10 protein-coding genes are annotated in these 15,044 nt (G+C 43.2%); 5 read left to right on the forward strand and 5 right to left on the reverse strand.

Features of this window, described 5'->3' with window-relative positions:
* Positions 1 to 361: 361 nt before the first annotated feature.
* Both DWW23_RS05035 and mdh read right to left on the reverse strand, forming a co-directional pair.
* Positions 362 to 847 carry a GNAT family N-acetyltransferase gene (locus DWW23_RS05035; protein ID WP_122352178.1) on the reverse strand — a complete coding sequence of 162 codons (486 nt, stop codon included), beginning with the start codon at positions 845 to 847 and terminating at the stop codon, positions 362 to 364.
* 96 nt (positions 848 to 943) lie between these two features.
* Positions 944 to 1,885 carry a malate dehydrogenase gene (gene mdh, locus DWW23_RS05040; protein ID WP_122352179.1) on the reverse strand — a complete coding sequence of 314 codons (942 nt, stop codon included), beginning with the start codon at positions 1,883 to 1,885 and terminating at the stop codon, positions 944 to 946.
* 241 nt (positions 1,886 to 2,126) lie between these two features.
* Between mdh and DWW23_RS05045 the strand changes: the two genes are divergently transcribed.
* Together DWW23_RS05045 and DWW23_RS05050 are read left to right on the forward strand one after the other, a co-directional pair.
* A complete protein-coding gene (locus DWW23_RS05045) occupies positions 2,127 to 4,904 on the forward strand; it encodes a SusC/RagA family TonB-linked outer membrane protein (protein WP_122352180.1) in 2,778 nt (925 codons plus the stop codon).
* A 12-nt stretch (positions 4,905 to 4,916) separates the two neighbouring features.
* A complete protein-coding gene (locus DWW23_RS05050; protein ID WP_122352359.1) occupies positions 4,917 to 6,542 on the forward strand; it encodes a RagB/SusD family nutrient uptake outer membrane protein in 1,626 nt (541 codons plus the stop codon).
* A gap of 70 nt (positions 6,543 to 6,612) precedes the next feature.
* On the opposite strand, the gene glgP is transcribed toward DWW23_RS05050, so the two are convergent.
* Positions 6,613 to 9,183 carry an alpha-glucan family phosphorylase gene (glgP, locus tag DWW23_RS05055; protein ID WP_122352181.1) on the reverse strand — a complete coding sequence of 857 codons (2,571 nt, stop codon included), beginning with the start codon at positions 9,181 to 9,183 and terminating at the stop codon, positions 6,613 to 6,615.
* An 88-nt stretch (positions 9,184 to 9,271) separates the two neighbouring features.
* Positions 9,272 to 10,930, reverse strand: coding sequence for a glycosyltransferase (locus DWW23_RS05060; RefSeq protein ID WP_122352182.1), 1,659 nt, complete (start codon positions 10,928 to 10,930; stop codon positions 9,272 to 9,274).
* Between the two features lie 126 nt (positions 10,931 to 11,056).
* Here DWW23_RS05060 and DWW23_RS05065 point away from each other — a divergent pair, with 126 nt between their 5' ends.
* From DWW23_RS05065 to DWW23_RS05075, 3 genes are read left to right on the forward strand one after another with little or no spacing between them, the layout of a single operon-like run.
* Positions 11,057 to 11,347, forward strand: coding sequence for a hypothetical protein (locus DWW23_RS05065; RefSeq protein WP_122352183.1), 291 nt, complete (start codon positions 11,057 to 11,059; stop codon positions 11,345 to 11,347).
* A gap of 3 nt (positions 11,348 to 11,350) precedes the next feature.
* Positions 11,351 to 11,896, forward strand: coding sequence for a 1-acyl-sn-glycerol-3-phosphate acyltransferase (locus tag DWW23_RS05070; protein WP_122352184.1), 546 nt, complete (start codon positions 11,351 to 11,353; stop codon positions 11,894 to 11,896).
* A gap of 9 nt (positions 11,897 to 11,905) precedes the next feature.
* Complete coding sequence (locus DWW23_RS05075) at positions 11,906 to 12,688, forward strand: amidohydrolase (protein WP_122352185.1); 783 nt, start codon at positions 11,906 to 11,908, stop codon at positions 12,686 to 12,688.
* 23 nt (positions 12,689 to 12,711) lie between these two features.
* Here DWW23_RS05075 and DWW23_RS05080 read toward each other — a convergent pair whose 3' ends face one another.
* Positions 12,712 to 14,901, reverse strand: coding sequence for a HAMP domain-containing sensor histidine kinase (locus tag DWW23_RS05080; protein WP_158583155.1), 2,190 nt, complete (start codon positions 14,899 to 14,901; stop codon positions 12,712 to 12,714).
* Positions 14,902 to 15,044 lie beyond the last annotated feature (143 nt).

Consider the following 15,044-nt stretch of genomic DNA (forward strand, 5'->3'; position numbering starts at 1 on the left):
TACTTCTTTGAAGCGTTTTTTGCGAACGTAGGATAAATATAATGCAATGGATACCGTAATCAGTACCACAATTAATGTGAACAAAATGATTGTTCCGTGTAGGATATAATTCTGTATGATAAAGATTCCTACGATAAAAAGAGTTAGTCCGATACTGATGGAGGTATCATATTTCTTTTGGTAAGCGATGCTTTTATCGATGTAGATTTACCTTGTGGATGATACCCTGGTAGTCGGACAGTATCCTGAGGAAATCTTCATGCGACTGTTTCATACTGAATGTTTTTTATTGAACTGTACTATATAGTCGTTGAAGCAGGTAATTTCTTACAAGATATGGAGAATTTAATTTTATACTGGGTCATTCAAGAATTAGTTCATAATCGGCAACGTCCAGCCATCGGTTGAATTTCCGTCCAACCTCATGAAAGTGGGATACCTGTTTGAAGTCCAGTCTCTCATGGAGTTTCACACTCGGCTCGTTGGGGATAGTGATACAGGCGATCAGTGCATGGTAGGAGCGTTTGCGGCAGTCTTCGATCAGTTGTTCCATTAATATTCTTCCGTATCCTTTCCTGAGATGCTCCGGATGCAGGTAAATGGTCGTTTCTGCGGTGCTGCTGTAGGCTTTCTTCGTTTTCCATTCATGGGCGTAACAATAGCCTGCTATTTTACCTTCTTCCACACAAACCCAGGCAGGACAGTTCCCGATAATAGGCAGCAGGCGTTCGCGCATCTCTGTTTCAGACGGGACTTTTGTGTCGAAAGTCACAACGGTATTGTTTACGTAGTGGGCATAGATGTAGGTTATCTCACTCACATCGTTCAATGTCATCGGGCGTATCATGATTCTTTTTTGTGTAAAGTTAATGATAAAAATAAAAAGAGGATAACTCCGTGGAGCTATCCTCTTAAGATATAATCAATCGAGTTTGTTTACTGATTATAAAGCACCTACTTCTTTCAATGCTTCGTTTGTTTTCTTAACAGCTGCAGCGCTCTTAGCGAACAATTCTTTTTCTTCAGCTGTCAGTTCCAATTCAACGATCTTTTCGATACCGTTCTTGCCAAGGATAACAGGAACACCGATGCAAAGATCTGATTCGCCGTATTCTCCTTCCAGATAAACTGAACAAGGAACCATCTTACCCTGGTTGTGGATGATAGATTCAACTACATAAGCTCCTGCTGCACCCGGTGCATACCATGCAGAAGTACCCAGCAGTTTAGTCAGTGTAGCACCACCTACCATAGTAGAAGCAACCACTTCCTGCAGTTTGTCAGCACTTAACAATTTGCTAACAGGGATACCTTTGTAAGTAGCCAGACGAGCCAACGGAATCATTGTTGTATCACCGTGACCACCGATTACCATACCTTCTACTTCGTTAGCGTTGCATCCCAAAGCCTGAGACAAGAAATATTTGAAGCGTGAGCTATCCAATGCACCACCCATACCGATGATACGGTTTTTCGGCAGACCCAGAGATTTCAATGACAGGTAAGTCATTGTATCCATCGGGTTAGAGATAACTACGATAATTGCATTCGGAGAATATTTCAGGATGTTCTGAGCTACACTTTTAACGATACCAGCGTTAACACCGATCAACTCTTCACGAGTCATACCCGGTTTACGGGGAATACCTGAAGTGATAACTACAACATCAGAATTTGCAGTTTGAGCATAGTCGTTAGTGCAACCTACAACTGTTGTATCGAAACCCAGCAGCTGAGCTGTCTGCATCATATCCATTGCTTTACCTTCGGAAACACCTTCCTTTACATCAAGCATTACAACTTCGTCTGCCACTTCATTGAAGGCAAGAACATTTGCGCAAGTAGCACCTACATTACCGGCGCCAACAACTGTTACTTTAGACATAATAATAAGTTTTATATGTTATTACTTATAAAAATACTTCCTGTTTTTATCGAGGACAAAGGTACAATGTATTGCTGAATAAAGAAATATTTCCGTAAATAATTTAATTCTCCGGATTATTAATTATCGCTAAATAGGGGGAGAACGGATTTCTTAAAAAACATTACCGGTAGCATGAACAATCGCTATTGATCAGTAGTTTTATTAAAAAGGGGTTTACTAATCTTAAATCTGTGTGCATATGATTAAGTTATTTCATTCTTGTTTAATGATATATCCTGTCATCTTATTATTTGTTTCCGGACTGGATGGGCAGGCACAGGTAGCACCGTTATTGCCGGATACATTCAGAACGGTCGTTCCTGATACTGTGAGACTGGATGATGAGATCGCTGTCGGATATGCTACCGGCAGGCAGCAGACCATTTCCGGTTCTGTCGATAAAGTTTCCGAGAAACGTATGAACAAGGGATATGTATCCAGTTCGCTGAATGCCTTGAGCGGGCAGGCGGCGGGTGTCAGTATTTCTACCGGGGCGAACAGGGCGGCAGCGTTGAGTTCTGTCCGGGTTCGGGGAACAACCTCCCTGACAGGGGGGAACGATCCGTTGGTTATTATCGACGGTGTTTCTTCCGATCTGAATACGCTTAGTTCTATCTATCCGGCGGATATCGAAAGCTTTACCATCCTGAAAGATGCTTCCGAGACGGCTCAATACGGTTCTCGTGGTGCTTCGGGAGTTATCGAAGTCGCTACGAAGAAAGGAAAAGGCGGTGCGTTCAGTATCAGTTACGATGGCAGTTTCGGGGTCGAGGCGGTCTACAAGAATATGAAGATGTTGTCGGGAGATGACTTCCGGGCAGTGGCGGCAGACCGTAATATCGAAATACTGGATCTGGGCTTCAATACGAATTTTTCGGAAGAAATAACCCGGACCGGGATTGTGCAGAACCACCATATCGCTTTGGGGGGAGGTTCTGAAACGTCCAATTATCGTGCCTCCCTCGGGGTTATGGACCGGGATGGGGTAGTGCGGACCAATGATTTGCAGAATTTTACAGTCAAGCTGGATATTGCCCAGCGTGCGTTCAACGACCGGTTGAAGATCGATCTGGGTGTTTTCGGTTCCCTTCAAAAGAATCGTTATCTGAACGATATCCAGAAGACTTTTTATTCGGCTGCGGCTTTCAACCCGACATTCCCGAATCACCGGGATGAACAGACCGGAGCGTGGAATGGGGTAACCAATGCCAGCCAGATCACTAATCCGCTTGCCTGGCTGGAAGTAAAAGATGACGACTCGAATGCTCATTTTAATACGCATCTCAAGTTTACACTGAAGCTGAGCAAGCAATTGAAGTTTTCCGCCTTCGGTTCTTATACATATAATATAATAGATAACTCCCAATATCTGCCGACAACGGTATGGGCACACGGACAAGCCTATAAAGGGGAGAGGAAGATGGAAGACCTGTTGGGGAATCTGATGCTGAGTTATTCCAACGATTGGGGTGAGCATCATCTGGATGCGCTGGGTTTGGCAGAGGCACAGAAGAATATATTGACCGGATTTTATACAACGGTCACCAATTTTTCTACGGATAAGTTTGGGTATAATAATTTGCAGGCCGGTGCCGTACGGCTTTGGGAAGGAACGAACTCTTATTATGAAGATCCCCGTTTGAGTTCTTTTCTGGGGCGTGTGAATTATGTGTATGCCGGCAAATATGTCGCAACGGTCAATGCCCGTGCGGATGCTTCTTCGAAAGTCGGTAAGAATAATAAATGGGGGTTCTTTCCTTCGGTTTCGGCCGCCTGGGTGATAACGGAAGAGGATTTTATGAAACAGTTCACTTTCCTGAACAATCTGAAATTACGTGCCGGTTATGGTTTGTCCGGTAATCAGGATGCAATAGACAGCTATAATTCCCTGCAGTTGGTTAAGCCTAATGGCGTTGTATCGGTGGGAGGAAGCCCGACGGTAACGATGGGTGTGATACGGAATGCCAATCCCGATCTGAAGTGGGAGGTAAAACGTACCGTGAATGCCGGTATAGATGTCGGTTTTTTCCGTAACCGCCTGTTGATGACGATCGATTATTATAATTCGAAAACCAGCGATATGCTTTATCTTTATGATGTGAGTGTTCCTCCTTTTGCTTATAATAAGTTGTTGGCAAACCTGGGTTCTATGCGGAACAGCGGTGTAGAGTTGGGCTTCGGGGTTACTCCGTTGCAGACGAAAGATATGGAGCTGAGTGTCAATGTGAATGTGACGTTCCAGCAGAATAAACTATTATCGCTGAGTGGTATGTACAACGGTGAATATATGTCGGCTCCTGAATATACCAGTATTTCGGACCTGAACGGCGCCGGTTTTCATGGCGGATATAACCACATTGTTTACCAGGTGGTCGGACAACCGTTAGGTGTCTTTTATCTTCCTCATTGTACCGGGTTGACGCAGCGTGAAGACGGGAGTTACCAGTATGAGATTGCTGACCTGAATGGTAACGGCGTGAACCTGGAAGATGGCGAAGACCGTTACATCGCCGGACAGGCAACACCAAAGACAATGCTGGGATCGAATATCAGTTTCCGTTACAAACAGTTTGATATCTCTTTACAGATAAACGGAGCATTCGGCCATAAGATCTATAACGGAACTTCTCTTACTTATATGAATATGGGGAGTTTCCCTGATTACAACGTTATGCAAGGGGCTCCTAAACAAAATATCAAGGATCAGACAGCTACAGATTACTGGCTGGAGAAAGGGGATTATATCAATTTCGATTACCTGACTGTCGGTTGGAATGTGCCTTTGGGTAAATGGAGAAAATATGTACAGAATCTGCGTTTGTCCTGTTCTGTCAACAACCTGGCGACGATCACCGGTTATTCCGGTTTGACGCCGATGATCAATAGTTATATTGTAAATAATACGCTGGGAATAGACGATAAACGGAACTATCCGGTTTACCGCTCTTATACGGTCGGTTTGAGTTTTCAATTTTAATAGTTTATGGCGATGAAGAAGTTTGTTTTGCTTTTCTGTATATTATATAGCTTTGCTTTGCTTTCCTGCAGTAAGTTTCTGGAAGAGAATCCGAGGGATCAGATATCGGAAGAAGATGCGTATGATAGTGCGACTGCTGTTTATCTGAATACGGTTGCTACGCTTTATAATTATGTGGGAGGCTATAGCGATAGTCAGGGATTACAAGGGACATACCGGGGAATATACGATCTGAATACATTCACTACCGATGAGGCTATTCTGCCTACACGTGGCGGTGACTGGTATGACGGTGGTTTCTGGCAAGGTCTTTTCCTGCATAAATGGGGGGTGAGCAGCGATGCGATACGGGCCACGTGGGAGTATTTGTATAAGGTGATAGTATTGAGTAATAAGTCGCTGGAGCGTCTGGACGAATTTTATAAACAGACCGGAAATAAATATATTCCGCCTTATATGGCTGAGGTACGGGCTTTCCGGGCGATGTATTATTATTATCTGGTGGATATGTTCGGACGTGTTCCTCTTGTGCTGTCATCTTCTACACCGATGAAAGAGGTCAAACAGAGTACGCGTCAGGAGGTTTTTGAATTTGTTGTGAAAGAATTGCAGGAGACAACTCCCTTATTGAGTCCGGAACGTAGCAACCAGTTCGGTGACTATTATGGTCGTATGACTCGTCCGGTAGCTTATTTCCTGTTGGCTAAATTAGCTTTGAATGCTGAGATTTATACGAATAATAACTGGACCAGCGGTAGTCGTCCGGACGGCAGGAACCTGTTTTTTGAGGTGGGCGGGCAGCGTTTGAATGCCTGGCAGACGGTAATGGCTTATTGTGATTCCATTACCGCATCGGGTTATCGGCTTACACCTACTTATGAAGAGAATTTTTCAGTATTCAACGAAACATCGGTGGAAAATATCTTTACTGTTCCGATGGATAAGAACTTTTATACGAATCAGATGCAATACCTGTTTCGTTCCCGTCACTATAATCATGCGAAAGCATATGGGTTATCCGGAGAAAACGGCTCTTCTGCCACTCAGGAAGTACTCCGGACTTTTGGCTATGATACGGAAGAGGTCGATGCCCGTTTCAGTAAATGTTATTTTGCCGGTGTCGTACTCGATCTGAATGGAGATACTGTCCGGCTCGATACCGGAGAGGTGCTGGAGTATCTGCCCTGGCTGGTGGATGTGGATATTACCGGCAAACCGTATGAAAAAGTGGCCGGTGCCCGCATGAAGAAATATGCGATAGATAAAACGGCGACTAAAGACGGAAAATTGTCGGATAATGATATTGTGTTGTTCCGTTATGCAGATGTCCTCTTGATGAAGAGTGAGGCCAAGGTTAGGAACGGAGAGAACGGGGATGCAGAACTGAATCAGGTACGTTCCCGTGTCGGTATGGCTGACAGGCAGGCCACATTGGAGAATCTTCTGGCGGAACGGCAAATGGAATTTGCCTGGGAAGGGTGGAGGAGACAGGATCTGGTTCGTTTCGGACTGTTTACACGTGCCTATAGCAGCCGTCCGCAGTTGCCGGATGAAAGCAGCGGTTATACGACCGTTTTCCCGATTCCGGAGAATATTTTATTATTGAATGGCAATCTGACACAGAATCCCGGATATTAGCAATCGAATAAAAAAAGGATGCTTTCCGGGGAGAGCATCCTTTTTTTACTTAGTTTATATGGAATTCTTTTTATAACTGAATCCAGCGAACATATGCGAAGTCCATGCGGTGAGGCAATTCTTTGTTTACAGGGTAAACACGGAAGCCCATCTTATGAACACCAGCTTCGCTTGAAGTCGTTTTCAGTTCGAAGAACAGTTTAGAACCTTCTTCTTTCTTCAATTCGAACGGTTTAGTGTAAAGTAATTCGAGTTGATGGTTTTCAGAATTTTCTTTGGTAACAACCACTTCGGCTCCTAACATTCCCTGAAGATCTTTACGGTCGATCACAAGGTTGAAAGAGTATTCTTTACCAACAACCGGTCCGTCGATAGCCAGGTCTTTGCTACAGGTGAATGATTCAACCTGGAAGCTATCCCAATGTTCTGCCACTTCTTCTTTCCAGGCTGCGATCTCTTTTGCTTCTGCAAAGTTATCTTCACGTAAATGAGCGGAACGAGTAGCCAGCTTGTTATAGAAACGATTGATATAATCGTCCAACATACGTTTCATTGTATAGTCGGGAGCGATCTGTGACATGGAATTTTTGATATACTGGATCCATTCAGGAGAATATCCCTTGCTGTTCTTAGCATAATAAGTCGGGATAAGTTCTGTTTCCAGGATATGGTAGATTGTTGCAGCGTCCAATTGATCTTGGTACTGTTGGTTTTCATAAGTACGCTTGTCGGTCAATGCCCAACCAGCACCTTCTTTGTAACCTTCGTACCACCATCCGTCGAGTACGGAGAAGTTTAGTACACCATTCATTTCAGCTTTTTCACCAGATGTACCGGAAGCTTCCAGCGGACGTGTCGGAGTGTTCAACCAAACATCGACACCGGCAATCAGGTGACGAGCCAGGCGCATGTCATAGTTTTCGAGGAAGATGATCTTACCCAGGAATTCCGGACGGCGTGAGATTTCAACGATGTGTTTGATTAATCCCTGTCCACCACCGTCAGCCGGGTGAGCTTTACCTGTAAATACGAACTGGATCGGATATTTTTCATTGTTTACGATCTTAGCCAGACGGTCGAGGTCGGTAAACAGCAGGTGAGCACGTTTGTAAGTCGCGAAACGGCGCCCGAAACCGATCAACAGTGCGTTCGGGTTGATCTTTTCAAGTACGGAAACAACCTTTGAAGGATCGCCCTGGTTTTTCAACCAGTTCTGTTTGTACTGAACTTTGATATATTCGATCAGCTTTTTCTTTAATGTCTTGCGAAGATCCCAAATATCATCGTCGTTGACATTCTGGATAGCTTCCCAGTATTTTTTGTTCGACTGGTCGGTGAAGAACTTCTTGTCGAAATGTTCGTAGAAGAAACGTTTCCATTCCGTAGAAGCCCATGTCGGCATGTGTACACCATTGGTAACCCAGCTAACGTGAAGTTCATCAGGGAAATAACCTTTCCATACCGGAGCGAACATCTTCTGTGATACTTTACCGTGCAACCAGCTTACACCGTTTGCTTCCTGGCAAGTGTTCAAAGCAAATACGCTCATGGAGAACTTTTCGTTGGAACCCGGATTTTCGCGTCCCATATCGATAAATTCCTGCCAGCTGATACCCAGCTTACCAGGGAATTCACCCATATAACGACCGAACAGGCCTTCATCGAAATAGTCGTGTCCGGCAGGAACCGGCGTATGTACTGTATAAAGAGCAGAAGCACGCACAACCTCCAACGCCTGGTTGAAAGTAAGTCTGTCGTTCTGAATATAGTCAACTAAACGTTGAGCATTGATCAATGCAGCATGACCTTCATTGCAATGGTAGATCTGCTTTTTGATCCCCAATTTATTCAACATCAGGATACCACCGATACCTAGCAGATATTCCTGTTTCATACGGTTTTCCCAGTCGCCACCATATAGCTGGTGAGTGATCGAGCGGTCCCATTCGCTGTTCTGAGGAATATCTGTATCCATCAGATACAAAGGCACACGGCCTACGCTTACTTTCCAGATGTGAGCATATACGGTTCTGCCGGGGTAAGGAACTTCCAAAACCATCGGTTCGCCGTTAGACTGTGTAACCTGAGAAAGAGGTAATGAATTGAAATTCTGTGGTTCGTAGTTCGCAATCTGCTGTCCGTCCATAGACAGGGATTGTGTGAAATATCCGTAGCGATACAGGAATCCGACAGCTGTCAGGTCGATATTACTGTCACTGGCTTCTTTCAGATAATCACCAGCCAGTACGCCCAGACCACCGGAGTAGATTTTCAGTACGTTGGTAAGTCCGTATTCCATACTGAAATAAGCAACAGAAGGTTTCGTTGCATCAGGTTTAGTATCTACATATTCCCTGAAGCCAGCGTAAACTTCCTGTATTTCGGCCATCAATACTTTGTCAGCCTGGATTTCTTCAATGCGTTTGTAAGATAAGCTTTGGAGCAAAAGCACCGGGTTACCTTCTGTAGATACCCAAAGGTCTTTGTCGATTTTTCCAAATAATTTAGCTCCTTCATGATTCCATACCCACCACAGGTTTGTCGCCATTTCGTGTAAGGGTTGCAATACTTCAGGAAGCATCGAATGTGAATAAACGTCCTTCCAGATCGGACTGTTTGCGTTATTCGCTTTGATTTTCATTATTGTGAGATTTAAAATGATTCAACTTAAAATAAGATGTAAAAAACTGTGGCAAAGATAGGATTATCTCGCTAATTATGAGCCAAATTTAACCATTTCTTTTGGCCGCAGCTGCTAGTGCATCGCTGAAAGCCTTTTGGTAAAATACGATAAATTTGCTCCATTCAGCCTGCTTTGCCAGTTTGAAACAGCGTTTGCGTATTTCTTCAACTTCCTTTTCATCTTTCTTGACGAGCGAGAGAATTGAAGTCGTGATAGCGTCGGCAACATCGAAATAATTGAAGTCTGTCCGTTCGATAACGGCAACTCCTTCACTGATGTTTTTGCCGGATACACTTTTTTCCGCCCATAAGCCGAATCCGGCCAGGTTGGTAGTTACTGTCGGTATGCCAAAAGCAACACTTTCCAGTGGTGTGTATCCCCAGGGTTCGTAGTAAGACGGATATACGGTAACATCCATACCGATCAGCAGATCGTAATAGGGTTTATTGAAGATACCGTCGCGTCCGTCCAGATAGCAGGGAACAAATATGATTTTGAGCTTCTCGGAAGCCTGGTTTGTAAATCCTGCATGTGAGATATAATTTAATACCTTGTCCTGATCCATCAGGTTCAGCCAGTGGGTAATAAAAGGCATTTGCATGGGAGAGGTCGTCGGAATATTCTTTTCAATGACCTCTTTCAGATCGGCACGTGCATCACGGACCCAGGCAGGGACCATCAGGAACGCAACGACTTCGCGCTGTAATTCTCCTGAGTTGCGCACGCGGTTCATGGCCTCGATGAAAACATCGATCCCTTTGTTGCGGTATTCGTAACGTCCGCTGGTCGATACCAGTAATGCATCCGGAGAGATGGAACATCCCAGGAGTTTTTCAGCTACATTGATCAATGTTTTGCGGGCTTCCGCACGTTTCTTTATATATTCTTTTCCTTCGGGAACAAAATTCGGTTCGAAGCCGTTCGGAGTAACAATATCCGGTGCTTTATCCAGTAATTGTTTACACTCCCTGGCTGTGATATCACTGACCGTCGTGAAGCAGTCGACATGGTGTGCAGCCTGTTTCTCGAGCGAGTGTTTGGCTTCCATGTTCAGTTCTTTTGCCATCTGGTCGCCGTTGTATCCGTCCATATAAGCATATAAAGCCTTGTTATTACCGGCAATGGAACGCCCGATGGAAGTAGCATGTGTAGTGAACAGCGTAGCAATGGCAGGAAGTTGCTTTTGAATGTAAAGTGCTCCCATACCCAGCATCCATTCATTGAATAAAGCTGTTACTTTTTTGTCGGAGAGATTATAGAAGTTGTAGAAACTTTCTATCACTTTTCCTACGGCATAGGCAAAAATACAGGATTCGTCATAGTCACCGTAAGCGTGCATCGAATCTACCCGGAAATTTTCCCACATGGAGTAGAAAAAAGCGTCTCTCTCACTGAAGAAAGGCTTGAAGTCGACCAAAACGACCGGAGGTGTACCTGGCACGTTCCAGCGTCCGACTTTCATTTTTAGCTTATCAGTGGTTCTCGCATGTTTTTTCCAATCAGCAAACAGAGTATCATCTTCGATAAAGTCCGGAGCATTTGCGGGGCCCCACACATCAGGTCCGATAAAAATAACTTTATCATTGAACATCTGTTGCAGAGTATGCGCTTTTGTAGACAGCACAGTGTAAATTCCTCCCACTTTATTACAGACTTCCCAACTGCTTTCAAAGAGATATTCTGGCGTTGTTGTCTTTGTATCCATAAACGATTTTGTTTATAATCAGAGAATTTGAAGCTGCAAAGATACATTATTTTTATCTTTTTTCCCGCGGTATGAGTTATTTAATAAAGGATTTTGTAGATTTGTAGATAATTTAATTTGAAAATTATGGCTAAGAGAAGAATTTTAAAGAAAGAAATCGGCTATGTAGCAGGTGAACTATTTTCTGAAGTATTGGTTTGTAGGCTATTTATTCCTGGTGTAGAGGAGGAAAAAGCTGATGTTCTGTTGACTAGAATATTGGATATGCAGGATGAGTTTATCCGCCGTGCCGGTAGCCCGGATGGCAAAGACAACAAAACGCTGGTGAAAGAGTATTATCGTAAGTTGCGTGTGGATTTGCAGACGGAAGTAAATGCTATCGCAAACGAAATAGGAGAGCTAAGCAAAGAAAAGTAAATAATGAAGAAAGCTATTAGTAAGGCACTTCTTCGCATGGCCGGATGGAAAGTGGGTCCAATGTGCGAAGATGTGCCTAAATGTGTGATATGCGTTGCCCCGCATACCAGCAATTGGGATTTTATTGTCGGAAAGTTACTTTATACGGCATTAGGGCGTAACGCCAGTTTCCTGATCAAAAAGGACTGGTTCTTTTTCCCCTTTAATTTATTCTTTTCGTGGTTGGGTGGTGTACCGGTCGACCGGCAGAAACATACTTCTGTGACCGACCAGATGGTTGAGGTTTTTAATAAACGTAAGATATTTCAACTGGCTATAACACCGGAAGGCACACGGAAAAGGGCAGAAGAGTGGAAAAAAGGTTTTTATTATATAGCACAGAAAGCACAGGTTCCTATCATGATCGCTTATTTCGATTATGCAAAGAAGGAAGCTGGTATTAAAGGATTGTTCTATCCGACTGGTGACGCAGAAAAGGATATTCATACAATCCGTGAATATTACAGAGATGTGACAGCTTGTCACCCGGAAAATTTCGTACAAGTTTAATTTACTATTATGGCAGACAGTTTACGTATCAGTATGATCCAGTCCCATATCATTTGGGAAGACAGGGATGAGAATCTTGGTTATTACGGAGAATTACTCCGTCGTGTGAGTGGAAAAACGGATATTGCCGTGTTACCGGAAACATTTACGACCGGTTTTTCCATGGAGGTGGAAAGGTTGGCTGATACGATGGACGGGCCAACTGTTCCGGCTATAAAAGGCTGGGCTAGTAAATATAACCTTGCTGTTGTGGGTAGCTTTATTGTGAAAGACAATGGAAGCTACTTCAACCGTGCCTTTTTTATCACTCCCGAAGGGGACGAGTATTATTATGACAAACGTCATTTATTCCGTATGGCTGCTGAAGATAAGCATTTTACTGCCGGGGATAAGCGTACGATCATCAGCTATAAAGATTGGAATATCTGCTTACAGGTATGTTATGATCTTCGCTTTCCTGTCTGGAGCCGTAACCGGAATAATGAATATGACTTACTAATATATGTAGCCAACTGGCCGGAGGCACGTAAGAAGGTATGGAAGGCATTACTTCCTGCCCGTGCTATTGAGAATATGGCTTATGTTTGTGGGGTTAACCGGGTGGGGATCGATGGAAAAGGGTTTACTTACCGTGGTGACTCAATGACCTTTTCTCCGAAAGGAAAGAAATTGGCGGATGCCGGTAAACGGGAAGAGATAACCCGTACCTGTACCTTGAACAAGGGAGACCTGGAGGAGCTGCGTGCAAAGTTCCCGGCGTGGAAAGATGCCGATACTTTCTCGATAGAATAATTATTGTTTTTTCTGAATCAAATTTATAAAGGCAGGGCTATTGTAAAGCAACTGCCTTTTCCTTTTTCAGACTGAAGCCTTATTTCTCCTCCGAAACGTTTGATGATGACCTGGCAGATTGCCAGTCCCAATCCTGTCCCCTGGGCAAATTCATCCAGTTTATTAAAGCGTTCGAATACGGCTTGTTGTTTTTCTTTAGGTATTCCTATCCCCGTATCTTTTACGTAAATATCAACTGTTTCTTCCGTGATGTCGTATGTGTAACCAATTCTGATGTAACCCTCGTGTGTGAACTTGGATGCATTGTTGATAAAGTTTGTAATGACCTGCGTCAATCGGAGGGCATCTGTTTCTATCACAATCGGTTTTTCCGGAATATCTATTTGTAACTTAACCTCCGCCGGCATTAGTACCTGGTGAGTAAGATAGATGTTTTTCATCAGATCGGTTAAATTGCAAGACTTGAACGAAAAGTCCATTTTACCCGATTCGATACGTGACAGATCCAGAATATCATTGATCAATTTCAGCAGTAACTCGGAGTTGGAATTGATCAGGCCTAAAAACTCTTTCCGTTCTTCCGTAGACAGTTCAACCTCTTCCTCCTCTGCTATTATGTTGGAAAAACCGACGATTGCATTTAAAGGTGTACGTATCTCATGGCTCATATTCGCAAGGAAAGCAGATTTCATCTTATCCGATTCTTCCGCTTTCTGCCGGGCATTGATCAGTTCCTGCTCTGCTTCTTTACTTTGTTGTATGTTCAGGCAAAGTCCGTTGAAGATATCCTCTTCCAGATTGTATGTATAGCGGAATTCCCACCATTGATAACCCTTCCCGCCAAAGTTACAGCGTATCTGTGAAATGTTCTTTTGTATTTTTCCTTGCCGTGCGTTTATAACGTCGTTATTAAAATTTTCCAGATTGGCAGGATGGACACAAGCTTTGAATTCGTCTGTGGGGAGCATTTTTTCTTCTATTCCGGCATCTATATGGAATTCTTTATCGAAAGAGAACATGTTTTCTCTGAACTGAAAAGCATATACTTTGCCTCCGGTAAGTGCCAATGATAAAAAGCGTTCTCCTTTCTTCAGATTTTCCTGGGCGATCTGTTTATTCCGGTTTTCCCGTAAATAGAGATATATCAGATAGGATATGATAAGAATAATGGCAATACCTGTCAGGATACCTATAATTATGATCTGTAGCTTATATCGTTCGTAAAAAGGCATTTTTATGATATGAAAGGAACCTGGAATACTGCTTTTGGATATATTCCAGCGTTCTATTTCAGTCCAGTCTAACAGGTATTCTTTGGGACTGGGGGTGATGGGGATATCTTCTACCTTTTTACCTTGTAGAATTTCTGTTGCCAGATTTACGGATTGGCATATTTGTGTTTCAGGAGATGTTAAATAGCCACCGAGGATCCCTTCTTTCAGACCGAACCCTTCATTGACAACAGATAGTGTGGGACCATTAGCGAATAGGCCCAGTCGTTTGGATGCAAAATCTCTTTTGCTTTGTACAAACACAGTATAGCGGGCTAGCCCTGAAAGTGACCATAACAAACCGCTGGAAGTGGATTCGCGGGCATCAATTAATCTGAATTTGGTTTTCGATGGTTTTTTGAGTATCCGGCTTTTATCTTTTATTGTTGTGATACTATCCAATGTAAATGAATAGGCTCCATCTCTGTCAATGGTAAAGAGTTTTTCGTTTACTCTTTCTATGCCCGCATTTTTCGCATCATCTAAAAAAATTTTTGTCGTTTTCCTTCCGAGAAATGTATTGTCTGTCCATATATTGAAGTACATAGGGCCGAATATTATTTCCCCTAATTGAACAGTTTTCATATACTCCGGCTTATCCCAAAAACCTGTAATATTGGGGTACTGTTTTAATAGTTCCCAGTTGGGAAAATTGACGCCGTCGAAAACGACCGGGATTTCCTTGACGAGACGATGTTTGCAAGCCATTATCGAATAAGCTGCCTGATCGTCGTAAACCAGGATAAGTTCGGGGTTCCAAAAAGAGATCGTATCGAGAAATTCGTACATTCTGTTTTTTTCTTCTGCATCCAGATAAGAATCGCAATCCAGGTAGAATGTTTTCAGGTTAGCATCTATGTTGTGTTTCTTAAATTCCTGATGTATTTTTTCTTTTCTTCCTTCATAGCCTGTATATTCGGGCTCAAAAGATTCAATTACCAAAATTCTGTGTTTTTCTTTCTGGCGATCTTTACTACATGATGTGGTAATTATTAGTAATAATATCCACGCAATTTTAATAATATGTTGAAAAAAAGGTTGCTGCATACATTTGCTTGATAACCGCAAATATATGAAAGACTATT

The organism is Parabacteroides sp. AF14-59, from assembly GCF_003479515.1.
GTDB classification, from domain to species: Bacteria; Bacteroidota; Bacteroidia; order Bacteroidales; family Tannerellaceae; genus Parabacteroides; species Parabacteroides faecis.

Bases quoted from the DNA above. Each gene is read 5' to 3' on its own strand.
- DWW23_RS05070 (WP_122352184.1), top strand. From the start codon at position 11,351: ATGAAGAAAGCTATTAGTAAGGCACTTCTTCGCATGGCCGGATGGAAA.
- DWW23_RS05065 (WP_122352183.1), top strand. From the start codon at position 11,057: ATGGCTAAGAGAAGAATTTTAAAGAAAGAAATCGGCTATGTAGCAGGT.
- DWW23_RS05075 (WP_122352185.1), top strand. From the start codon at position 11,906: ATGGCAGACAGTTTACGTATCAGTATGATCCAGTCCCATATCATTTGG.
- glgP (WP_122352181.1), bottom strand. From the start codon at position 9,183: ATGAAAATCAAAGCGAATAACGCAAACAGTCCGATCTGGAAGGACGTT.
- DWW23_RS05050 (WP_122352359.1), top strand. From the start codon at position 4,917: ATGAAGAAGTTTGTTTTGCTTTTCTGTATATTATATAGCTTTGCTTTG.
- mdh (WP_122352179.1), bottom strand. From the start codon at position 1,885: ATGTCTAAAGTAACAGTTGTTGGCGCCGGTAATGTAGGTGCTACTTGC.
- DWW23_RS05045 (WP_122352180.1), top strand. From the start codon at position 2,127: ATGATTAAGTTATTTCATTCTTGTTTAATGATATATCCTGTCATCTTA.
- DWW23_RS05060 (WP_122352182.1), bottom strand. From the start codon at position 10,930: ATGGATACAAAGACAACAACGCCAGAATATCTCTTTGAAAGCAGTTGG.
- DWW23_RS05035 (WP_122352178.1), bottom strand. From the start codon at position 847: ATGATACGCCCGATGACATTGAACGATGTGAGTGAGATAACCTACATC.